This is a genomic window from Enterobacter sp. 186315, assembly GCF_053290175.1.
In genome coordinates this window covers 285,623-306,475 of the sequence record NZ_JBPTTK010000004.1, presented here as the reverse complement: position 1 = coordinate 306,475, position 20,853 = coordinate 285,623, and the positions used below count along the sequence as shown (strand labels likewise).

The 20,853-nt window shown below is 55.6% G+C and carries 21 protein-coding genes; 7 read left to right on the top strand and 14 right to left on the bottom strand.

Features of this window, described 5'->3' with window-relative positions:
* Positions 1-151: 151 nt before the first annotated feature.
* Genes ACSVHP_RS07320 through ACSVHP_RS07310 form a run of 3 tightly spaced genes read left to right on the top strand, consistent with a single transcriptional unit; the run spans position 152 to position 1,957 of the window.
* The gene (locus ACSVHP_RS07320; RefSeq protein ID WP_234674966.1) at positions 152-715 is read left to right on the top strand and encodes a fasciclin domain-containing protein; all 564 of its coding nucleotides are present in this window, start codon (positions 152-154) and stop codon (positions 713-715) included.
* 43 nt (positions 716-758) lie between these two features.
* Positions 759-1,313 (top strand): RNA polymerase sigma factor, encoded by a 555-nt coding sequence (locus ACSVHP_RS07315; RefSeq protein WP_447551454.1) that lies wholly within the window; start codon positions 759-761, stop codon positions 1,311-1,313.
* Entirely contained in the window at positions 1,310-1,957 is a 648-nt protein-coding gene (locus ACSVHP_RS07310; protein WP_447551452.1) for an anti-sigma factor, read from the top strand. Before ACSVHP_RS07315 ends, ACSVHP_RS07310 begins: the two co-directional genes overlap by 4 nt.
* A 133-nt stretch (positions 1,958-2,090) precedes the next feature.
* Here ACSVHP_RS07310 and ACSVHP_RS07305 read toward each other — a convergent pair whose 3' ends face one another.
* The 5 genes from ACSVHP_RS07305 to budA form a co-directional block, all read right to left on the bottom strand.
* Positions 2,091-2,789 (bottom strand): GNAT family N-acetyltransferase, encoded by a 699-nt coding sequence (locus ACSVHP_RS07305; protein ID WP_447551450.1) that lies wholly within the window; start codon positions 2,787-2,789, stop codon positions 2,091-2,093.
* 111 nt (positions 2,790-2,900) lie between these two features.
* The gene (locus ACSVHP_RS07300) at positions 2,901-3,374 is read right to left on the bottom strand and encodes a cold-shock protein (RefSeq protein ID WP_234674963.1); all 474 of its coding nucleotides are present in this window, start codon (positions 3,372-3,374) and stop codon (positions 2,901-2,903) included.
* A gap of 133 nt (positions 3,375-3,507) precedes the next feature.
* Complete coding sequence (locus ACSVHP_RS07295) at positions 3,508-4,278, bottom strand: (S)-acetoin forming diacetyl reductase (protein WP_234674962.1); 771 nt, start codon at positions 4,276-4,278, stop codon at positions 3,508-3,510.
* A gap of 20 nt (positions 4,279-4,298) precedes the next feature.
* Positions 4,299-5,978 carry an acetolactate synthase AlsS gene (alsS, locus tag ACSVHP_RS07290; RefSeq protein ID WP_447551449.1) on the bottom strand — a complete coding sequence of 560 codons (1,680 nt, stop codon included), beginning with the start codon at positions 5,976-5,978 and terminating at the stop codon, positions 4,299-4,301.
* Positions 5,979-5,990: 12 nt separating this feature from the next.
* Positions 5,991-6,770, bottom strand: a complete 780-nt coding sequence (gene budA, locus ACSVHP_RS07285) for an acetolactate decarboxylase (RefSeq protein WP_234674961.1) — start codon at positions 6,768-6,770, stop codon at positions 5,991-5,993.
* A 102-nt stretch (positions 6,771-6,872) separates the two neighbouring features.
* Between budA and ACSVHP_RS07280 the strand changes: the two genes are divergently transcribed.
* On the top strand, positions 6,873-7,754 hold the full coding sequence (locus tag ACSVHP_RS07280; RefSeq protein WP_234674960.1) for a LysR family transcriptional regulator: 882 nt from the start codon (positions 6,873-6,875) through the stop codon (positions 7,752-7,754).
* Positions 7,755-8,194: 440 nt separating this feature from the next.
* Here ACSVHP_RS07280 and ACSVHP_RS07275 read toward each other — a convergent pair whose 3' ends face one another.
* The 7 genes from ACSVHP_RS07275 to ACSVHP_RS07245 all read right to left on the bottom strand — a co-directional run bounded on the left by ACSVHP_RS07275 (position 8,195) and on the right by ACSVHP_RS07245 (position 14,418).
* Positions 8,195-8,623 (bottom strand): cyclophilin-like fold protein, encoded by a 429-nt coding sequence (locus ACSVHP_RS07275; protein WP_447551448.1) that lies wholly within the window; start codon positions 8,621-8,623, stop codon positions 8,195-8,197.
* Positions 8,624-8,690: 67 nt separating this feature from the next.
* Complete coding sequence (locus ACSVHP_RS07270; RefSeq protein ID WP_447551447.1) at positions 8,691-9,734, bottom strand: alpha/beta hydrolase; 1,044 nt, start codon at positions 9,732-9,734, stop codon at positions 8,691-8,693.
* A gap of 85 nt (positions 9,735-9,819) precedes the next feature.
* The gene (locus ACSVHP_RS07265; RefSeq protein WP_447551446.1) at positions 9,820-11,028 is read right to left on the bottom strand and encodes an arabinose transporter; all 1,209 of its coding nucleotides are present in this window, start codon (positions 11,026-11,028) and stop codon (positions 9,820-9,822) included.
* 198 nt (positions 11,029-11,226) lie between these two features.
* Complete coding sequence (locus ACSVHP_RS07260) at positions 11,227-11,964, bottom strand: SDR family oxidoreductase (protein WP_265193930.1); 738 nt, start codon at positions 11,962-11,964, stop codon at positions 11,227-11,229.
* Between the two features lie 22 nt (positions 11,965-11,986).
* On the bottom strand, positions 11,987-12,763 hold the full coding sequence (locus ACSVHP_RS07255; protein ID WP_447551445.1) for a carboxymuconolactone decarboxylase family protein: 777 nt from the start codon (positions 12,761-12,763) through the stop codon (positions 11,987-11,989).
* A gap of 12 nt (positions 12,764-12,775) precedes the next feature.
* On the bottom strand, positions 12,776-13,234 hold the full coding sequence (locus tag ACSVHP_RS07250) for a (R)-mandelonitrile lyase (protein WP_265193932.1): 459 nt from the start codon (positions 13,232-13,234) through the stop codon (positions 12,776-12,778).
* A 41-nt stretch (positions 13,235-13,275) separates the two neighbouring features.
* Positions 13,276-14,418, bottom strand: a complete 1,143-nt coding sequence (locus ACSVHP_RS07245) for an NAD(P)-dependent alcohol dehydrogenase (protein WP_447551443.1) — start codon at positions 14,416-14,418, stop codon at positions 13,276-13,278.
* Between the two features lie 272 nt (positions 14,419-14,690).
* On the opposite strand from ACSVHP_RS07245, the gene ACSVHP_RS07240 reads away from it, so the two are divergent.
* Complete coding sequence (locus ACSVHP_RS07240) at positions 14,691-15,596, top strand: LysR family transcriptional regulator (RefSeq protein WP_447551442.1); 906 nt, start codon at positions 14,691-14,693, stop codon at positions 15,594-15,596.
* Between the two features lie 197 nt (positions 15,597-15,793).
* On the opposite strand, the gene ACSVHP_RS07235 is transcribed toward ACSVHP_RS07240, so the two are convergent.
* Positions 15,794-16,567, bottom strand: a complete 774-nt coding sequence (locus tag ACSVHP_RS07235) for an AraC family transcriptional regulator (protein ID WP_447551458.1) — start codon at positions 16,565-16,567, stop codon at positions 15,794-15,796.
* A gap of 135 nt (positions 16,568-16,702) precedes the next feature.
* Here ACSVHP_RS07235 and ACSVHP_RS07230 point away from each other — a divergent pair, with 135 nt between their 5' ends.
* Positions 16,703-17,935, top strand: coding sequence for an MFS transporter (locus ACSVHP_RS07230; protein WP_447551441.1), 1,233 nt, complete (start codon positions 16,703-16,705; stop codon positions 17,933-17,935).
* Between the two features lie 464 nt (positions 17,936-18,399).
* Here ACSVHP_RS07230 and ACSVHP_RS07225 read toward each other — a convergent pair whose 3' ends face one another.
* Positions 18,400-19,290: an oxidoreductase gene (locus ACSVHP_RS07225; protein WP_447551440.1), complete on the bottom strand. Its 891-nt coding sequence runs from the start codon at positions 19,288-19,290 to the stop codon at positions 18,400-18,402.
* A 543-nt stretch (positions 19,291-19,833) separates the two neighbouring features.
* Here ACSVHP_RS07225 and ACSVHP_RS07220 point away from each other — a divergent pair.
* Positions 19,834-20,469 carry a hypothetical protein gene (locus ACSVHP_RS07220; RefSeq protein ID WP_447551438.1) on the top strand — a complete coding sequence of 212 codons (636 nt, stop codon included), beginning with the start codon at positions 19,834-19,836 and terminating at the stop codon, positions 20,467-20,469.
* Positions 20,470-20,853 lie beyond the last annotated feature (384 nt).

Here is a 20,853-nt window from a genome sequence, read left to right as displayed (position 1 = left end):
CTATATGAAATTATTCTCATCGCTTTATGAGAAATCACTGGGAATTCCCCCCCCGCGAAATTTATTTTCATTTCACTGCATCCAGTTCATCCCCCTCCCTCGTATGTATGCATGTGAGCAACTCCTTTGCTCCCCAAACCGAGGAAAGATGATGAAAAAGCTAACCCGTGTTGCATTCGTAACCAGCGCTTTACTCTTCTGTGCAGGCGCATCGGCCGCCATGACGTCCGGCTCTGTGATGGTGGGCGGAGCGGAGATGTTCCCGAGCAAAAATATTGTTGAAAACGCCGTGAACTCGAAAGATCACACCACGCTGGTTGCCGCCGTCAAAGCGGCCGGACTGGTGGATACGCTACAGAGCAAAGGGCCCTTCACCGTGTTTGCGCCCACCGATGCGGCGTTTGCAAAACTGCCAGCGGGTACGGTCGACAGTCTGGTGAAACCCGAAAATAAAGCGCAGCTCACCAGCATTCTGACCTATCACGTCGTCGCCGGTAATTACGATATGAAAGCGCTGGAGCAAAAGATCAAACAGGGAGGCGGCCACGCGGAGCTGAAAACCGTGAACGGGCAACCGCTGTGGATCATGAGCAACGGCCCGCACAACATTCAGCTTAAGGACGGTAAAGGCAACGTGGCGAATATTAGCACCTACGACGTTCATCAAAAAAATGGCGTGATCGATGTGATCGACACCGTCCTGATGCCTAAGTAGTTGTCTATACTTCGGAAGTGTGACGTTGCCTTCCGGGAAAAACATGGATAACGCGCTGGTTGAACAGCAGATGAAATTAATGCAGGCGGTCGCAAACGGCGATCGCCGTGCATTTGAACAACTCTACCGGCTTACCTCGCCGCATCTGTTTGCCGTCGCGCTGCGAATGCTCCGTCACCGCGCGTGGGCAGAAGAGATCCTGCACGACTGTTTTGTCACCGTCTGGAGCAAAGCCGACACCTACAACGCCGCACTAAGTTCCCCGATGACCTGGCTTACGCATATTGTTCGCAACCGCTGCATTGACTGGCTGCGCAGTGGCCAGATCCGCGCCGCCAGCCATGAGGAGCCCTATTCCGACGCGCTTTTGCCGAGCGAAGACGACGAGCAGAATAGCTGGCATGACGAGGCGCAGGCGCAACGGCTCAGGCATTGCCTGGAACACCTGAGCAACGAACAGCGCCAGAGCATTACGCTCGCCTACTACCAGGGCATGTCTCACAGCGACATTGCCGAGTGGCTCCAGCAGCCCGTGGGCTCGGTAAAAAGCTGGATCCGCCGTGCAATGGACCATCTTCGGGAGTGCGTGGGCCTATGAACGACAGCGAAAAACGCGACGACATGCTGGCGGCAGAGTATGCCCTCGGCACCCTGCGGGGCGGCGCGCGGCTTCAGTTCCAGAAACGGCTGGCTGATGACCCCGAACTTGCCGCCCGCGTGGCCTACTGGCAGAAAATGTTCAGCACGCTCGACAGCCATCTTGCGCCCGTCCATCCGCCAGAGAGAGTGTGGAAAAGGATCCTGCTCGATCTGCCAGCCCAAAAACCGTTGCGCAAAAGCCGGCCTTATGTCGGCTGGATGGCGGCGGCTGGCCTTGCGGCTGTTACCGTTGCAGGCTGGTATGCCCTGCGCACACCGGAACTTGCTCCGCTGATGGTGCTCAACGACGCCCAACAGCACGGGCAGTGGATAGTCAGCGCGGATGCCAGCCGCGAGCATCTGAGCATTATCCCGCTCAGACCGAACGCCGTTGCGGCGCAACATAGCCTACAGCTTTGGCTGATCCCTGATGGCCAGGCGCCGGTATCATTGGGGCTGCTGCAAAACAGCGTCGCGACCCGTGTGACGCTCAGGAACACCGCGCTGACTCATGACGCCACGATAGCGATAAGTCTTGAACCCAAGGGAGGCTCGCCAACCGGCCTGCCGACCGGCCCTGTACTTTACAGTGGCAAAATATAATCCTCGCGCTGGGGCACGGGATGGGGAATGCCCGCCGCGGTAGCGCGGGGATTGCAGTCGGGTAAAATCCATCTCATCGAGATAGCGATTTCGGCGGATTAATTCGCGTTGGCTGTACCCTACATAAAAGCACCTATAACCGAAACGCCTCTAACCGCTTAACCTGCCGCCCTTCCCCGTCAAAGTTATCCTCTGCCAGCCAGGCGCGCAGCTCCGCGTCCCTTTGCGGCCATTCGCGGTCGATAATAGAGAGCATATCGCTGTCGCGGTTGCGCCCTTTGCGCACCAACTTCTGGCGCAGGCGGCCTTCCCAGACAAACCCCAGCCGTTCGGCGGCGCGGCGCGAGGCGATGTTCATCGAATCACACTTCCACTCCACGCGGCGATACCTGTGCGCAAAGGCGTTCTTCAGCAGCAGCCAGACCGTTTCGGTGCCGACACGCGAGCCTTTCATCCTGCGCGACCAGGTGACGTGGCCTATCTCCACCGAGCCCTGCATCCGCTCGATAGCCATATAGCTCACCAGCCCCACCGCCTTTTCGGTGCGCAAATCAATCACCGCAAAAGGCACCAGCTCATCGTCCAGCACTTTACCCAGCACCCAGTGCGCGGTGGCTTCCAGGCTCATGGGCTGCGTGCTGGCAAGCCACGTCCAGTCGCTGTCATCCCCCAGGGTGTAAGCCTCAAACAGATCGGCTGAATGCCTGTCGACGTCCAGCGGCTCCAGGCGACAGTACTGACCCGCAAGCGGGGTGCGGGTTAAGACCTGCGCGCATTTCCAGTCGGGAACGATATCGTTAACGGTCTGACCATGTTGATTGATTTCGGGCACGGCGGTGACTCCCTGAAAGGTAAGGCGTTTGTTATAGCAGGTTAAAAAGCGGACGAGAAGAGAGGAGAGGAGATGCAGGCCGGGCAAGCGTAGCCGCCGCCCGGCGAAAGATTACTTCAGCAGCTTCACCGTGGCGTCGATGTCGATTTCATCTTCGGTGAAGATCAGCGTGGAGTTCTGGAAGGTGGTGATCGCCAGCTTCTTCACCGAGCGCATTTCGCCCGGCTTTTTGTCGGATTTCGGCTTGATGCTGTTCATCAGCAGCCCCACCGACAGCACCGCGTTTTCTTTATCGATTTTGGCGTCCGCAGGCTCTTCTTCGCTGAACACCACGAAGGACTTGATCGAGGTGAGCTTCAGACGCTCGCCCGCAATATAGATGTACTGGCTTTCAGGAATGACCTTTACCGCATACGCCGAAAGGCCTTTGGTGTTGGTGGTCGGCTCGAACGTGACCGCTGCATCTTTCTTAATCAGATCGGGGTTCGCGACCTTAATCACATGAAAATAGCGGTTGTCGCCGTTTTCATCTTTGATAAATCCAAAGCCTTTATCTTTAAACCACGTTGTGATTGTACCGTTCATCGCTGTTACCGCCTGTCAGATCGTATTGACTAAAGTTTTGCAGCGCGCAGTGTAATCCACAATGGCTGAGGAGACAAAAAAAAGCCCCTGCGCAAAGGCAGGGGAAAGTCATGTCAGAGCTTATCGTTGTTTTTTAATTGAATACCATCCCGCCGTCGATCAGTAAGGACTGGCCGGTCATGTAGTCGGAATCCGGCCCCGCGAGATACGACACGCAGGCGGCGACATCTTCCGGTTCGGACAGGCGGCCAAGCGTGATGCGTTTGGCGAAGGTTTCGGTTCCGTAGCCGAGCGGTTTACCCGCCGCTTCAGATACCTGACGGTCGATCTCGGCCCACATCGGCGTTTTGACGATGCCCGGGCAGTAGGCGTTAACGGTGATCCCCAGCGGCGCAAGGTCTCGTGCCGCCGTCTGGGTTAAGCCGCGCACCGCGAACTTGCTGGAGCTGTAGACCGCCAGTTCCGGGTTACCGGTGTGGCCCGCCTGGGAGCAGGCGTTGATGATCTTGCCGCCGTGCCCTTCTTTGCGGAACGCGGCAATCGCGGCCTGAATGCCCCAGATCACCCCTTTCACGTTGATGTTGTAAACCTTGTCGACAATCTCCGGCGTGATGGATTCGATAGGCGTAGACGGCGCGACCCCGGCGTTGTTAACGATGACGTTAAAACCGCCCAGCGCGGTGCGGGCTTTCTCAACCGCCGCAAACACCTGGTCGCGGTCGGACACGTCCACCTTCACGGCAACGGCTTTACCGCCGCTGCGGGTGATTTCATCCGCGACCGCTTTCGCCGTTTCTTCGTTGTAATCCGCGATAGCCACGGCAAAACCATCCTTCACCAGGCGCAGCGCAATCGCTTTACCAATCCCCTGGCCTGAGCCGGTTACGAGAGCAACTTTTTGCATATCTTTGTCCTTTCGTTGATTCATAAAATCTGGCTGAGATGGAGCTGGCCCATCAGCAGCGGGTTATCGCTATAGTCGACGGGGATCGCCACCACGGCCGGGCCGTCGACGTCCATTGCCGCACGCAGCGTCGGTTCAAGCGCCGCGGCGCTCTCCACGGCAAAGCCTTTCGCACCGAAGGCGTCGGCATACGCTTTGAAATCGACCGGGCCGAACTCGACGCCGGAAAGACGCTGGTATTTTTTCTCTTCCTGGATCGCCACCATGTTGTAGCAGTTGTCTACCCAGATGATGTGCAGCACGTTGGCGTTGAGGCGCACGGCGGTCTCCAGCTCCATGCTCGATTGCAGGAAACCGCCGTCACCGGATACCGAAACAACCTTGCGACCCGGGTTCACCAGCCACGCGCCAATCGCCCACGGCAGCGCAACGCCCATCGTCTGCTGACCGTTGGAGATCATCACCTGACGCGCGCGGAAGCTGTAGAGATAGCGGGCGATCCAGATGTGGAAGCTGCCCATATCCACGGTGAGCGTGACGTCGTTGTTCACGATGTCCTGCATGGCGCGCACGATACGCAGCGGGTGCAGGGCAAACTGATTGAGCGATGCGCCACGGCGGGCCAGAAGATCGCGCTGGTGCTGGCGATCCACCAGGATCTCCGTGGCGCGCGGGCTGAGCTCAAGCATATGCCCGATACGGCTGGCGAGCAGGTTCAGCGTTCCGGCGATATCCCCCACCAGCTCCAGATCCGGAACGTAGTTACGCTCTTCATAGGCGGGCAGCACGTCAATATGCACCAGCGTCGCGTCGCCGCTGTTCCACATGGACGGCTCGTATTCCACCGGGCTGTAGCCGATGCAGATAATCAGATCCGCCAGATGCAGCAGCCGGTCGCCCGCCTGGTTGTTAAACAGACCCACGCGTCCGGCAAAGCGGGTGAAGTGCTCCTGGTTCACCGCCCCGGCGGCCTGATAGGTGCTGGTGACCGGAATACGGCTTTTCTCCAGCAGCTTGCGCAGCGCGTCGCTGTTGGCGGGCTGGCTTGCCATCAGGCCGAGTAAAATGACCGGGTTTTTGGCCTTTTCGATAAGCTTCGCCACATCGTTAATGGCGGACTCCGGCGCCGGTCCCATCAACGCCGCGCCGCTGGCCGGTAAAATCGCCCCCGTGACGGGCTGGTCGACAATATCCTGCGGCAGGCTGACGAACGCCCCGCCCGGCCTGCCCTGCTCGGCGGCGCGAAACGCGTTCGATACCACCTCGGCAATCGCGTCCGGGGAATTGACCTCGACGGCGTATTTGGTGACCGGGCTGAACATGGCGACGGTGTCCATGCTCTGATGCACCAGCTTCGCTTTATCCGCCCGCTTCACCGCCCCGCCCAGCGCGACCACCGGATCGCCCTCGCTGTTAGCGGTGGCAATCCCGGTGATCAGGTTCGAACAGCCCGGCCCGGAGGTGACCAGCGCGACCCCGGCTCTACCGGTCAGTCGCCCGACCGCCGCCGCCATAAACGCCGCGTTGGCCTCGTGGCGCACCGGAATAATCTCGATGGAGGAGTCAAGCAGGGAGTCAAAAACTTTGTCGATTTTGGCGCCCGGGATGCCGAACACCTGCTTCACCCCCTGCGCTTCCAGCTGGCCGACCACCATATCGGCACCATGCGCCCACTGACGTGATTGTTTCTCACTGTTCACGGTAGTTCTCCTTTAGTTTTCGACGGAACGGATCGCAGCATCCAGATTGCTGGGGTGAAGGTTGGCCTGCAAAAACGCGCTGTCGGCGGGCAGGTCAATCATCAGCTTGTGAATTTCACCGAAGGTGAGCACGCCGTTCTCCAGCTGGTAGTCGAGCAGATGCCCCCCGCCCTGACGGTCGTCGGTGATAAAGTGTTCGTGATAGCCCGCAACGTTAATGCCCTGCATGTGCTGCGGCGTGCGGAACCCGACCAGCACGCCCGCGCGCTGGTTAAAGCGGAACACAGGCTGGTCGTCCAGCACGTCGGTCATCGCCCGGTACGGCGGCGTCTGGCGCGGGACGGTGCGGGTATGCGCGTGGCGGAAGTTGCCGTCGATGCGCAGCGCGCAGAACAGGTTGTCGGAGGGGATCTGCTGGTCGATGACGTCGTGGATCTGCTGACGGCTGACCGGGCCATCGAAGGTTTTGCGGTACTGCGGCTGGAACCAGGTCATCACCGCGAACGGCGTTTTTTGCTCGGGCTTCGCGGCCCGGGCGCTGCCGTCAGAGCGCAGCTGGTATACCTGGCTGCTGAAGGCGATCATTTCGCCGTCCAGCTCGTTGAAGGTGCCCAGCCCAAAATCCCCGTGCGCCAGCAGATCGGCGATGGTGGTTTCCCCTTCGTACACGCCGCTTAGCAGGGCGCTCATTAGCGATGTTTGATAGATAACGCTGTCAGGATGCTGGGCGGAGAACCCGCGCAGGGTTTCGCACAGGCTGGCCTCACAGTCGCAGGCGGATGAATGCGTCATGCTCGTCCTCTTCAACTTTTTTTAGAAAGATTGAATAAATGTTGACCCGATTCAGCATAGAGTTCCAATATAGAAACCATGCTGGATTGAGATCTTTTAGATATGGAACTTCGTTATCTGCGGTACTTTGTCGCGGTTGCACGCGAGCGACACTTCACAAAAGCGGCCGAAGCGCTGGGTATTTCACAGCCTCCTCTGAGCCAGCAGATTAAACGGCTCGAAGAGGAGGTCGGCACGCCGCTGTTCAGACGCCTGACGCGGGGCGTGGAGCTGACCGAAGCGGGAGAAGCGTTCTATGAGGATGCCTGTAAGATCCTGGCGATGAGCGACGCCGCGCTGGAAAAAGCCCGCGGCATCGCGCGCGGGCTGAACGGCAGCCTGTCGATTGGCATTACCAGCTCCGACGCCTTTCATCCCAAAATTTTCGCCCTGATCCGCCAGTACCAGGTGCAGAACATGGCGGTGCAGGTTCATCAGGTGGAGGCCAATATGTCCTCGCTGACGACGATGCTGGCGGAGGGCGAGCTGGATATCGCCTTTGTGCGTCTGCCGTGCGAGAGCAGCAAGGCGTTCGAAATCAACATTCTCGACCGGGAGCCGATGGTGGTGGCGCTGCATCGCGACCACCCGCTGGCGGCGTGCGATTCGCTGGCGCTGGAGCAGCTTCGAGATACCCCGGTGGTGCTGTTCCCGCAGGAGGTCGCGCCGGGGCTGTATGAGCGGGTTTACGGCTGCTGCGAGCGGGCCGGGATTGACGTGCAGCACGCGCTGCAATCGTCACAGCTTTCCTCTTCCCTGAGCATGGTCTCCGCAGGTGGCGGATTCGCGCTGGTGCCCAAATCTATGGCGGCCATTTCCCCGCCGAACGTTACCTATCACGCGTTAACTTCACCGGAGCTTTTTACCGATATCGCGCTCTGCTGGCGGCGGTTTGAACGCTCGCGCACGGTGAAGCGGTTTTTAGCGATGATGAATGAGGGGTGATGGTGCGGCTGTGCCCGGCGGCACTGCGCTTGCACGGGCCTACGGTTCGTATCGCTGTGTTGGGTATTTGTTTTTGTAGGCCGGGTAAGGCGTAGCCGCCACCCGACAGTGCCGTTCTGGAAGACGCCTCGCAAACCTGCAAGTAACCTATGTAGAAAGCGCTGTTCGTCACCTTTGCTGGCGGCGCTCAAGCGACTGCGGGATTGCTGCATGATATGGTCTGGCTGCTGGCAGAGTTTGAGAAGGAGCCTTATATAACGGCGCATTGAGGCGGGTGCCGGGAGGCCGAAATTCTGCTGGGGGAGGAGCAGGATTTCGGCGTTAAGGAGGTATGACGCTCTTTATTGAATGTCTGGTAGGAGCGAGGAGCAGACACTGAAGTTCTCCTCAATGAAGATAACTCATGCCGCTGCGTCAAATTATCGGAATTGAATGGCGGCTCAATGTGCCATTTCAAATGTCACATCGATATTACCCGTATGCCTGAAAATCCCAACCCCAGAGTGGATACGGCCCACTTTCTGAAGATTACCGATCTGTTCATTGTTCTGTTTGTACATGATGACGAAGCTGTGGCGGGGTGCCCAGTAAACAATATCTCCCACTTCATAACCGCTGGTTTTCGTTTCGTTTGCCGGCAGCGCATCCGGGAACCGGTAACACATTTCACGTCCATATAAATTTTCCATGGGCAGCGTCAGCGGAAAACGTGAGACCAGTGCCCGGGTAGTGGCATTGTCATAAAACGTTGCCGTCATCACCTGGTCACCCGCGGTGATCTTGACCCGGATACCTTCGGCCTCAGCCCCCAAGGATGAGAATGACACCGCCGTCAGGGACGCCAGAGCAAGCATGGCTGGTTTGAACATAAAACTCTCCATTGTTTTTATATTTTCAGGAATAACGGCACTGCAACAGTGCCGTTCAAATAGCGCATTATTTATCTGTTTTGAGATTGGTGTTAAAGAATGACACCAGCTTATCCCACGGGATGAGTTCAGTGCGGTCATACAGGTCGATACGGTTAGCGCCCTTAATCTCCACAAGCTCTTTCGGCTCTGCCGCCATTTTATAGGCGGTATCGGTGTAGGTGCGGGATGGTGCAGCATCACCCACGACAAAGAGTATTGGTCGCGGTGAAATGGACTCAATATCAATAAACGGATGGAAGTTCATGAATTTTGCATAGGTTGCTGGTGTTGAGCGGCGATCGTTTGATGCCACCTTACCGCGCTCCGTCTGATAAAAGTCATTGGACTCTTTACCTTCGATGAACACCGGATCGTTTTGCCCAGGACCATAAACAGGTTGCCCGGTTTCAGCGGTTTTGTAGCGTTGTTCTGCAGCAATCGCCAGGTCCTTGTTTCTCATTTCCACGGTCCGCTCATGGTTCAGACCGGTACGGAAATATTCGCCCATATCGTACATACTAACAGTGGCGAGCGCCTTAATGCGGGGATCCATTTTTGTCGCGGCGATGGCAAAGCCGCCACTACCGCAGATACCTATCACGCCAATTTTTTCACGATCCACAAATGCGCGCGTTCCGAGGAAATCAACTGCGGCGCTGAAGTTTTCTGCATAAACATCAGGCAGCACGGCGCCACGCGGCGTACCTGAACTCTCTCCCCAGAAGGACTGGTCGAAGGACAGCGCAACAAATCCGGCTTCTGCCATTTTAGTTGCATAGAGGTTAGCAGCCTGCTGTCTTACTGCGGCAAAAGGATGGCCGACAATAAGGGCATCATATTTTTTACCGGCCTCCATAGTGCGGGGAGTAAATAACGTGCCGGTGACTTCCATACCGTAAATATTTTTGAATTTAACGGTTTCAGTCTTCACCTTATCGCTTTTATAGAAATTATTCGCACCGTGGGACATATCAGCAGCGACGGCTGTGCTTGCCCCTATACCCAAAGCAACGCTCAGTATTGTCAGCGCGGCCAGGGTTTTTAATTTCCCTTTTGAATGCAGTTTCATATTACCTCCTGAATTAAATAACGGTGTTAAGACAAACGGAGTGAAGAATCCGGAGAACAATAAACCTCCGGACAGCAGGACCTTTTCAGGCCGCATTTTGTTTACTCTGGTCCGGGCGTTTTAACAGCAGGGATGCCACCACAGCAGTGGACAGCACTGCCAGCGCGCCGGCCAGGAATATCGCGTTCAGCCCAAGATGTCCTCCTACCCAGCCGAGCGCAGGGCTGCCGATCGCCATTGCCACGTCAAGAAATGCTGTGTAGATGCCCATCACCATGCCGCGGTTCTGGGGTGTTGAACCACTGATGGCTTCAATACCGAGGCCCGGGTAAACCAGTGAGTAGCCAAAACCGGCTAACGCTGAACCGATAGTCGCAATCAGGGACGTACCCGCAAGCCATATCAGAAAGAGCCCGGCGGCCTGAACGAGCACAAAAATCAGCGCAATACGTGCGCCACCAAAGCGATCTGGCAGATGACCGGCAACGGTTCTGGCAACAATCAGCGCAACGCCAAAGGCCGTGAATGCCATCCAGACGGGCTGCCAGTTCATGGCGCTGTAATACAGTGAGCTGAAGGCCAGGATGGTACAGTAGCCCGTGCTGGCAAGCGCGGCGCCCAGTCCGGGTAACCAGACCACGTGCATGACGGAGCCAAAGGAGGCTTGTGCGGCATGGGGATGAGGCGCCACGGCGGGCATACGGGCGAGATACGCCAGTACCAGCAGCGGAAGCAGGAACGTCAGCAGTGCGATCGCCTCAAAGCCGAAAGCATCAAATAACAGCGTCCCCACCGGTCCGCCGAGAGCCATAGCGGCAAACATCGCGGTACCCACCCAGGCGATAACCTTACCTGCATGCTCCTTATCCACGAGGGCCAGACCCCATGCCACGGCACCGGTAATGATGAAGCTTTCCGCCCCGCCCAGTATTGCGCGCCCGGCAAGCAAAACACCCACAGACAGTACCGGCATGCCGACGAACCAGAGCGACACCTGGTACAGTAGTCCTGAAACGGCAGCAGCGATAAGCCCGGCCACCACGCCCTTTTTGGCGCCGCGCCTGTCTGAATAACTCCCGGACCACACCCGGGAAATCAGCGATGCGGCAAACTGTGCCCCGGCGACCAGGCCCACGATAAACGTCCCGAAGCCCAGGTCATTTTTGACATGCAGCGGCAGGACGGGAAGTGCCACACCGATAATAATAAAGCCGACCAGTACCGCAGCCATTACCGGCATCAGCGCTGCGAAAACCCGGGTACCGGAGTTATTGTGAGAATGTTTTACAGGCATTTAATGCAGCCCCTTACCTTTTAATGAACAGAATGTCGTTTACGTATTTCGTTTTTAGGGCACGATGTGGCCCGCAGAAAATTCCGGTTTGAATTTCCTGTCTACAAGGAAGCGTTAATTGATACAGCTCTTTTTATTTCCGGATGATATAAACCATCCGGAAATAATGCAGGCGTCAGCTACCCGCCTGTTGATGGTTTAATAAACCTGCACGGTCGGCCGGAAAAGTATTTCGTTAACATCCACGTCGTCAGGCTGGCTGATGGCAAATGCAACGACCCGCGCAAAAGCCTCTGCCGGGATTGCATTCTCGTAGGTTTTCGACATACCTTTCGCAATATCTTCGTCGGTGATGGTTTTGGTCAGTTCGGTATCTACCGCGCCCGGGGAAACAATAGTCGTGCGGATATTCCAGGGCTTCACTTCCTGGCGCAAACCTTCTGAAATAGCCCGGACGGCCCATTTCGTCCCTGCATATACGGCACCGCCGGGTCCAACCTTGTGCCCGGCTACAGACGATACGTTGATAAACTGTCCGGACTTCTGCGCTTTCATATACGGCAGCGCGGCGGCAATACCGTAAAGTACGCCCTTAATGTTCACGTCGATCATCCGGTCCCATTCATCCACCTTCAGCTTGTCGAGCATGGAGCTCGGCATTAAGCCGGCGTTATTGATGATGACGTCAATACGGCCGTGCAATTCTACCGCCCGGTCAACGAGGGCCTGGACCTGGGTGCGGTCCGTCACGTCGGTGCGGAGTATGGCTCTGGTATTCAGCCCCAGTTCGCCGGCAAGTTGCTCAAGCTTCTCCATACGGCGCGCCCCAAGGACCACCTTTGCGCCCAGTTTCGACAGGTGTCGGGCTGTTTCTGCTCCCAGGCCGCTGCTGGCACCGGTGATGACGATGATTTTGTTTTCGATACCCTGAGACATACTGACCTCCTGTAAGGAATGGTTATTTCGACTCACGCTGCTCAAACACCGTTTTGAAAACCGGCGCTGCGGAGAAAGCATTGGGCCACCCGGCATAATACGCAAGGTGACTCAGTGCGCCGGATGCCTGCAGCCGGGTCAGGCCGTTATCCATTGCCCGGTTAAGGTGCGGCGGAATTTGCTGTATCTGCCCGTTTGCAATCAGGGCAGACAGGGTCACCAGACTTCTGTCCCGTGGTGCAAGCCCGGGACGCAGCCACAACTCCCGGAAAAGCACGTCGGTGGTGTCGCTGACAAGCCCCGGCACCGCGCTACCGATACTCTGTTCTACGCGTGCAGCGCGAGCTGCTTCAGCTTTTTCATCGATCGGCAGCAGCGCCTCCTCCGCGCGAGGAAGCTGTTCAGCGTTAATTCCTTTTTGCAGGAATATCTCTTTCGTTACCGCTGCGGCCGCAATGGCATTGCCCCAGCCGGCATAGAACGCCAGCTGCGTGATGGTTTCGGAAAGCTCAGCCGGCTTAACACCGTTTTTCAGCGCCAGCTCCAGCTGCTCCGGTAAAAGTACAGTCTGATTCCGGGCAATAACCGCTGCAACGGTAACGAGGCTGCGATCGCGTGGCGACAAATCCTTTCTTTTCCAGAGGTCTCCTGCCAGCCTGGTGCTCGCATAGCGTTCGAGTGCGGGAGATACTGCCTCTGTGTCGGTGTCTGACAGCGGGCCCCGCTGTGCCCCCGTTTCTGCAATGGCGCCAGCCGATCCGAGAGAAAGCGCCAGCGCAACTGCCGTTGAAGTTTTCATCTGACCTCCGGATTACTGATACTGTTCGTCGGAGACGGGCTCCTGCCAGTCCACGTTTTTACCGTCCACCATATACGTCATGGCCAGATGGCTCATGGGGGACGTCGCCGTGGCGCCATGCCAGTGGCGAACGGTCGCAGGGATCCAGACGACATCCCCGGGGGCTATATCCTGACGAGCCTTACCTTCTTCCTGAACCCAGCCTTTGCCTGCCGTGACGATCAGCAGCTGCCCGGCGGGATGGGTATGCCAGGCCGTGCGCGCACCCGGGGCGAAATCCACCTGGCCCAGATTGGCACGCGTGGACTCGTTTGGCGGCAACAACGGGCTGACAACCGCATGACCCGAGAAGTTATCGGCCTTGCCGACGACAGAAGGGGTCTGCCCGTTACGACGGATTTCGATACTTTCGGCAGAAACCTGGGTGGCACCCAGTACGGACATGGCTGCTGCAGCAATAATCGCTTTCATCTTTCACCTCGCGGATTACTTTCGGCTAAATGGGTGTCTGCTTACGTAAAGTCCACAACAAAACGATAACGAATGTCTTTTGCTTTGATTCGCTCAAAGGCGCGATCTATCTGGTCGGGCTTTATCAGCTCGATATCGGCCACAATGTTACGGCGGGCACAGAAATCGATGAACTCCTGAGTTTCTGCCATGCCACCCATCAGTGATGCTGAGACCTGCCGACGCTGAAGCCACAGCCCGGAACCGCGGACGTCTTCTATCGGTTCACGGGCTCCGACGATGACGTAGGTACCATCCAGGCGAAGCATATTAGTAATCGGATGAGTGGGGACGCTCGTCGGCACCGTTGATATAAGAAAATCAAACTGGTTCGCATAAGGCTTCAGGGCGTCAGGATCGTTCCAGACAACAGCCTCCCGGGCCCCCATTTTTTTCGCGTCCGTGACTTTTCCTTGAGTGGTGGTGAACACCGTAACATCAGCCCTGCGCGCGACGGCCAGCTTGACGGCTAGATGCCCGAGCCCGCCCATGCCAATAACCCCGACCCGTTGCCCGGCTTCAACCGACCAGTGCTCAAGGGGTGAGAAGGTGGTGATGCCGGCGCACATTAACGGTGCCGCAGCGGCAAGATTCATTCCCGGTGGGATGCGAACGGTAAAACGTTCGGGGATCACCACACGCTGGGAAAAACCGCCATAGTTATAGCCGCCCGAAATTTTATCCGGCGAGTTGAAATTCAGCGTCCAGCCTTTCTGGCAGTACTGTTCCAGATCGTTAACACAGTTCTCGCATTCCCCGCAGGAATCAATCATGGCACCGGCACCCGCAATATCACCCGGCCGGAATTTCGTCACCGCGCTTCCGATGGCAGCGACACGCCCGATGATCTCATGCCCCGGAACACAGGGATAATTGGTGGCAGGGTAAGGCGCCCCCCATTCCTGCCTGGCGATATGAATATCTGAATGACAGATAGCACAGTACATAATGTCGATGAGGACATCGTTCGGACGAAGTGCCCGGCGGGAAATTTCCAGGGGAACAAATTGCCCCTCCGGATTCCGGTTGCCCCAGGCACGAACACGCCAGGGTCCATTACCTGCCTGAGCGGCAGATTCCTGTGCCTGTACCTTTCCCGGCATGACCGCCAGCGTTGATGCTGCAGCAAGGCCGGCCCCGGCCATCAGAACCTTTCTCCGGGTCGGGGACGCTGGCGCGTCCGGATGACTGTTGTCTTCACATTTTCCGCACATCATTAACCTCCGTTTATCTGCCGTCTTGTTTCATAAATTATTGGCGCATCCGCAATCCGGATTGTGGCATCGGGAATGCTGACGTTTTTATTGCATTACAGTCGTCAGGCCTGATTAATTAGTGAACGGAAGAAAGTATATCGGAGGACTTATTAAGTGATTAGAGGGTAATATGAGATTGAAATTATAAGGAGAGCTTCTTAATGTCCGATCAGAATTTGAATGACCTTGCTGCCTTTATGGTGGTTGCAAAGGAGCAAAACTTTACACGCGCGGCAAAACGGCTGGGTGTTTCACAGTCCGCGCTGAGCCAGACGGTCCGCGGGTTGGAGGCTCAGCTTGGCCTGCGCTTGCTCAATCGAACCACCCGAAGGGTTGTGCCCACAGAAGCCGGAGAGCGGTTAATGGCCTCTGTCGGGCCTCAGATTGAAGATATCCAGCGCCAGTTGATGGTGCTGAGCGAACTCCGCGATAAGCCTGCGGGTACGATACGGCTTACGGCAACAGAGTATGCAGCAGAGTCAGTTCTGTGGCCGGCGGTATCCCGCCTGGTAAAAGCCTATCCGGATATTAAGGTTGAAATCCTGACGGATTACGGTTTGACCGATATTGTAAGAGATCGATTTGATGCCGGAGTGCGCCCCGGTGAAACCATTGCAAAAGATATGATTGCCGTTCGCATCGCGCCTGATATGCGCATGGCGGTTGCCGGTTCGCCAGCCTATTTCATTGACAGACCTGCTCCGGTGATACCTCAGGAACTTACCGAGCATTGCTGTATCAATCTTCGGCTCTCGGGGCATGGGGGACTGTATGCGTGGGAATTTGAGAAAGACGGGCGAGAACTGAATGTGCGGGTTGACGGCCAGCTGGTCTTCAATACCGGAAGTATGATACTCAGGGCAGCGCTAGAAGGGCGGGGTCTTGCTTATCTGCCTGAAGGGCAGCTGGAACCTTATCTGTCATCAGGACAACTGGTTCGCGTTCTGGAAGAGTGGTGTGAACCTTACTCCGGGTACCATCTTTACTATCCGAGCCACCGCCAGCCAACGCCAGCTTTTAGCTTGCTGGTTGATGAGCTACGCTATTCAACTCGCAAACAGCTATAAGATAATAAAGAGCAGCCTCTAAATTAGAGTTTAGTGGTAAATGAATGTCCGCTTCAGGCACGCAGCGGACCGTCTGGGGTAACGCGGAGTCCGCTATGAGCGATAAGCGGAAGTTCACCTTAACAGGATTTAATAGGACGATTAGTTGCTGGCGGAATTATTTATGCTTTCATTGAGAAAACCTGTAGAGGCAAAAATTAGGTCATAAAATCACGGGGTGTTGCGCCCATTACAGAGCGGAATGCCGCCGTAAACGCGGCCGGGCAGGAAAATCCTAGCTGATAGGCAACCTGCTTGGCAGGAACGCCTGACGACAGTAGATCCAGCGAGACGCAGATCCGCGCCCGCTGCTTCCAGTTTCTGAAGCTGAACCCTGTGTCCCGTATAAAAAGCCGGGAAAAGGTACGTTCTGACATAGTCGCCAAATCCGCCAGTTCGCTCACTGGCGCTCCCCAGCGCTGGTTAACCAGCAGGTCGGTGGCCACCCGGGACAGACGCTCATCCTGCGGCATCGGCAGTTCGGTTACTCGGTGCTCTGCTTCACTCAGGATTTCCATCAATAACAGTGCCATTGTCCGCTGGCTTGTCTCCTGGTATTCAGGGCTGAACAGACCGGCAATCAACTCCTTCACCAGGGCCGTCGCTGTAATGACGTGGACGTCATCGCTTTTGGTAAAGCGACTGCAGGCGGCAATGAGGCTACGGCTGAAGTAAACTGTGCGAAGCTCGGTTTGTGAAAGCAGGCTGTAACTGTGCTCCTGAAGCGCCGGCAGCCAGAGCGCGCGCTGTGGGGGGATAATCCAGCGCCTTTCTCCCGTTTCAACGAGCATCACCCCCTGAGTTGCATAAAGCAGTTGCCCCTCAACGTGGTAATGGGGCGGATCGATATCACCCCGCCGGTAGCTTCTGGCAAGCACAGACCATCCGATCGTCTCGTCGTGTCTTGGCGCTTTATCTATATTGTTTGGCATTTCAGATTTAAGGTCTGCATTTATGATCATTTGGCTGACGGCGTCCTGGCCCGTGGAACACAGGTATTACGGACAACTGTAGCAAAAAACGCACCATTAAAACCGACTTAGCTTCATCTGCAAAGAGACAACAATATGGCTTCGCATTCAACAGAACCTGAGCATCCCCCTACGATACCTTCTTCAGAAACGGTCTGCTCCTCTCAGGGGTTCCTTGTCAGCATCGTGGGTGCAACAGCGCTCGCGCACGGCTGTAATGACATGATTCAGGCCGTTCTGCCCTCGATCTACCCCATGCTTAAGGCGAGCTTTACGCTCACGTACGCGCAGATTGGCCTGATCTCTCTCGTGTATCAGATAACGGCGTCTTTACTTCAGCCCTGGGTCGGGCTTTACACCGATAAACACCCTAAACCATTTTTGTTGCCCGCAGGGATGGGGGTCACCTTCCTGGGGATTGGGCTGCTCGCGGTTGCCGGAAATTTCATGGTGATTTTGCTTGCCGCTGCGCTGATTGGCGTTGGATCGTCCGTATTCCACCCGGAGGCCTCCCGTATCGCCCGCATGGCATCGGGGGGACGATTTGGTACCGCTCAGTCTGCTTTTCAGGTTGGCGGGAATGCGGGATCGGCGTTCGGCCCACTGCTGGCTGCGCTGCTGATTATTCCTCATGGTCAGCTTTCTGTGGCCTGGCTGATGCTTTGTGCGCTTGTCGCTATTGTCATTCTGACCAGGCTTAGCCAGTGGTCCGCCCGGCACGGCCAGGCGCATATGAAGCGCCACGGCGCCGCCCCGCGACAGAAACTTTCGAAGGCGAAAGTATTCCAGGCCCTGGTTGTAGTCAGCGTTCTAATGTTCGCCAAATTTACCTACATCGCTTCGCTGAGCAATTATTTCACCTTTTATCTCGTCCACCGCTTCAGCATGTCGCTGGAGCACGCGCAGTTCTGCCTGTTTGCGTTTCTTGCGGCCGTGGCGGTCGGGACTTTTGCCGGCGGACCGGTAGGCGATCGCATTGGCCGTAAGGCCGTAGTCTGGATCTCATTCTTAGGCGTCATTCCCTTTTCACTGTTACTGCCACACGTCGGCCTGGTGTGGACGATCGTGTTCACCATTTTTATCGGCCTGATTCTGTCTTCAGCATTCTCCGCGCTCGTTGTTTACGCTCAGGAAATCGTCCCCGGTCGTGCAGGAATGGTGGCAGGGATTATGTTTGGCACGATGTTTGGTGTGGGTGGGCTCGCCGCTGCAGGTCTAGGAAAACTGGCGGACATATATGGCATCGAGTGGGTCTATAGCCTGTGTGCTTTTCTGCCTTTACTGGGATTTGCCACTCTGTTTATGCCAAATACCAGGCAAAGCCGTTAAACACCATCTCAAAATGGTTGTTACTGGTTGTATCGCCGGGCTTATAAGAAAAGCCCGGCAATGTACATCTATCCAGCGGATTTATTGACCAAGCATGCCTAAACACTACGTCCGCTTCTGGCACAAAGCGGACGTATTTTTCACAAATACCCAAATACGGTTGTAAGCAAACCATCATCTGCTCCTTCCCCTCTCACCAAACATTCCTGAAGGCGCCACGGCCATACCATCCACTTCTTTATCTTGTGACCACCGCCTAAATTGGTAGCGCTTAATAACCGGATTCTATTACGACGAACATGTTAAAAACGTGGAGCCGCTGAAGGTCCCACGTAGTCAACTCACACCCCACCCAATAATGTTTCCCTTCTGGAAGCATGGGACAAAGATGCAAGCGCCATTTGTAGGGAATTGATGCCAGATTTTCATCCGTACCGCCACCCATTTTAAAACCGCTTTCGGCATTAGCCCGGCCCCTCACTCCCCGCCGCCAGGAGCGGCACCACCACGTCGCTTATGGGCACCGCAATGCCGTGCGCGCGGCCGTAGCGCTGGATCACGCCGTTGCGGATATCCCACTCCATCGGGCGGTCGGCCTGACGGTCGGCGAGGATCGAGGTGCCTAAATCAGCGGGCGCGCGCTGGAAGTTGGTCATGATCTCCTGTGCGACAGAATCATCCAGCTTCGCCCCTTCGGCGCGCGCAACCGCAAGCCCCTCGCGCAGGTAGGCCAGCGCCAGTTCGCTGATATCGTCCCGGCGGAACATCCCGGCGCGTCGGTTAGCGAGCACCATCAGCCCGGCAACCGCGTTTTGCAGCAGCTTGCGCCAGGCGACGGTGGTGAAATCTGCCGACAGCTCAACCGCACAGCGCGTGCCCTGAAGCGCCTCGACGACGCTTGCTGCCTGCGGCACGTCCGGCAGCGTCAGACGCGGTTTAGCGCGCAGCCACACGGACGCGTCCGGCTCGCGCTGGGCCGGAAACCAGACCACCGACGGCAGCACCGTCGCGCCGTTGACCCACGGCTCAAGCTGGGCTTTCTGCTCCACGCCGTTTTGCAGGGCGCAGACCACGGTGTTTTCATCGCACAGGGCGCGCAGCCACCCGGCACTGTCGGCGTTCTGTGTGGTTTTCACCGCCACAAAAACCAGATCGACCGGGCGCTTAACGACACCTGGATCGGTTAATACCGGCCCAGGCATCACAATTTCACCGTCATCGTGGCGCAGGCGCAGTTCCGGGTGCGCGGTGCGCCCGCACAGCAGCGGCGTGCGCCCGGCGTCATGCAGCACTGCGGCGATGGTCGTCCCAATCGCGCCGGGCCCAATCAGCGCGATGGCTGGATAGTCAGACATGGTTAACTCCCCTCTTCGCTAAGCCTGCTAACAGTTATACCACTCTAAAATGTGAGCGCCACGGCGTTGTCTGCCCACAATGCATAACCTTGTTCCAGCCCTGGCCCCCGCTTTCAGAAAATGGGGGCTTCTTCTCCAGCCAAATCGCTGGAAAATTCCTGGTTTTGCTTAAGTAGAATCTTAAATTAACCTTTTACACATATCATTCACAACCAAGAAACATTCAGAAAAACCTGCCGCAGAATCCTTACCCCTCAGGACTAAAGGCTACTGAAGAGACATTTGACTCGCTTAAGCAAAATCTACTACCGCGCTTATTTCTACAATCATTAAGCTCTCTTAAATACAGGCTCACGCTTTATTGTGAAAAACAAAAATATAATCTGAAAATATAACAAGTCTTTTCCAATGCGTTTACTTTCATTTGAAAAACACCATAATTATTACACACATCATGGCACCATGATTAATGGCGCGCAGCATTGCATATAACAACATTAACAGCGCGTTGGCAGTCCTTTTAGTACCAGGAAGGTAGCGATCATGTACGACTGTAAAAATAATAAAAACCCTACTCCCGTAGGAAATAGCACTATTGCGATTGTCACGCTGAACCACTATCTCTTTTATGGATTAAAAGCGCTTGTTGCATCCATCTCACCAAGGCTTCTGAGTGAAAACTCACGGTTTTATGATGTTATACGCGTGAATAATATTGATGAACTTGACGCCAGAAAAATCTCTAAGGATAAAGGGAATATCCTGATTACGGATTTCGATCCGAGGCTCTGCGTCGGCAAGAAAAAAGACCGTTCGGCAGAAACGGTTCTCGCGTTATTTGATGGCGTCACCTTTATCTCGAAAATTCACAGTTACAGTAAAGAGGCGCCTCTTTTTTTGCACAGTAACGCAAGGTTAGACGAAACGTGCGCGTGCCTGCTTGAAATTACACGACGCGCTTTATCCGGTCAGATGCCCTCCGTACAACAAATACACCAGTATTTAAGCCATGATGAAGCGTTATTATTGAGCTTAATCATGAACGGATTTCAGCCACCGATGATGGCGAAAGTGCTGAAGATGAATATCAAACAAATCTATGCGCAGCGATCTCGCCTGTACCGTAAAGTCGGTGTTAAAAGTTTACAAGAACTCTACACGCAGCTAGGCTGTGGCTAGCGCAAGGTCAGCACGATAACCATTTCAGATGCGATCATCACACCGTATTGGGACGGCGAATTAATGACATTCCGTTTTATAAACGTAAATTTTTGTCCGAAGACGGGCTCATTCTTTTATATCTTCCAACCCTATAAAAGATAAGATCTTTACCCTAACAGTGAAGAGTATGACTGATATTGCACGATGCGGTAATTAAACTGCACTTCAACAGTGCGTTAAAATATTGACTACGTGTGTAATGCTGTGTAGATAAATTATGCATGACGATATTTTACGAAAAGAGTTCTATAAACGGGTCAGTTACCTGAATAAGACAGTCTGGACACGATTTGACACACCTAAGAAGGCTGATATTTTGTGCCAAATTAATTCAGGAGCCCG

Excerpts from the sequence above, each read along its gene's own strand:
- ACSVHP_RS07225 (WP_447551440.1), bottom strand. The coding sequence starts at position 19,290 with ATGTCTGACTATCCAGCCATCGCGCTGATTGGGCCCGGCGCGATTGGG.
- ACSVHP_RS07315 (WP_447551454.1), top strand. The coding sequence starts at position 759 with ATGGATAACGCGCTGGTTGAACAGCAGATGAAATTAATGCAGGCGGTC.
- ACSVHP_RS07310 (WP_447551452.1), top strand. The coding sequence starts at position 1,310 with ATGAACGACAGCGAAAAACGCGACGACATGCTGGCGGCAGAGTATGCC.
- ACSVHP_RS07240 (WP_447551442.1), top strand. The coding sequence starts at position 14,691 with ATGTCCGATCAGAATTTGAATGACCTTGCTGCCTTTATGGTGGTTGCA.
- ACSVHP_RS07270 (WP_447551447.1), bottom strand. The coding sequence starts at position 9,734 with ATGAAACTGCATTCAAAAGGGAAATTAAAAACCCTGGCCGCGCTGACA.
- ACSVHP_RS07250 (WP_265193932.1), bottom strand. The coding sequence starts at position 13,234 with ATGAAAGCGATTATTGCTGCAGCAGCCATGTCCGTACTGGGTGCCACC.
- ACSVHP_RS07265 (WP_447551446.1), bottom strand. The coding sequence starts at position 11,028 with ATGCCTGTAAAACATTCTCACAATAACTCCGGTACCCGGGTTTTCGCA.
- ACSVHP_RS07260 (WP_265193930.1), bottom strand. The coding sequence starts at position 11,964 with ATGTCTCAGGGTATCGAAAACAAAATCATCGTCATCACCGGTGCCAGC.
- ACSVHP_RS07300 (WP_234674963.1), bottom strand. The coding sequence starts at position 3,374 with ATGAACGGTACAATCACAACGTGGTTTAAAGATAAAGGCTTTGGATTT.
- ACSVHP_RS07320 (WP_234674966.1), top strand. The coding sequence starts at position 152 with ATGAAAAAGCTAACCCGTGTTGCATTCGTAACCAGCGCTTTACTCTTC.
- ACSVHP_RS07245 (WP_447551443.1), bottom strand. The coding sequence starts at position 14,418 with ATGGCCGGGGCCGGCCTTGCTGCAGCATCAACGCTGGCGGTCATGCCG.
- ACSVHP_RS07280 (WP_234674960.1), top strand. The coding sequence starts at position 6,873 with ATGGAACTTCGTTATCTGCGGTACTTTGTCGCGGTTGCACGCGAGCGA.
- budA (WP_234674961.1), bottom strand. The coding sequence starts at position 6,770 with ATGACGCATTCATCCGCCTGCGACTGTGAGGCCAGCCTGTGCGAAACC.
- ACSVHP_RS07255 (WP_447551445.1), bottom strand. The coding sequence starts at position 12,763 with ATGAAAACTTCAACGGCAGTTGCGCTGGCGCTTTCTCTCGGATCGGCT.
- ACSVHP_RS07220 (WP_447551438.1), top strand. The coding sequence starts at position 19,834 with ATGTACGACTGTAAAAATAATAAAAACCCTACTCCCGTAGGAAATAGC.
- ACSVHP_RS07235 (WP_447551458.1), bottom strand. The coding sequence starts at position 16,567 with ATGCCAAACAATATAGATAAAGCGCCAAGACACGACGAGACGATCGGA.
- ACSVHP_RS07295 (WP_234674962.1), bottom strand. The coding sequence starts at position 4,278 with ATGCAAAAAGTTGCTCTCGTAACCGGCTCAGGCCAGGGGATTGGTAAA.
- ACSVHP_RS07230 (WP_447551441.1), top strand. The coding sequence starts at position 16,703 with ATGGCTTCGCATTCAACAGAACCTGAGCATCCCCCTACGATACCTTCT.
- ACSVHP_RS07275 (WP_447551448.1), bottom strand. The coding sequence starts at position 8,623 with ATGTTCAAACCAGCCATGCTTGCTCTGGCGTCCCTGACGGCGGTGTCA.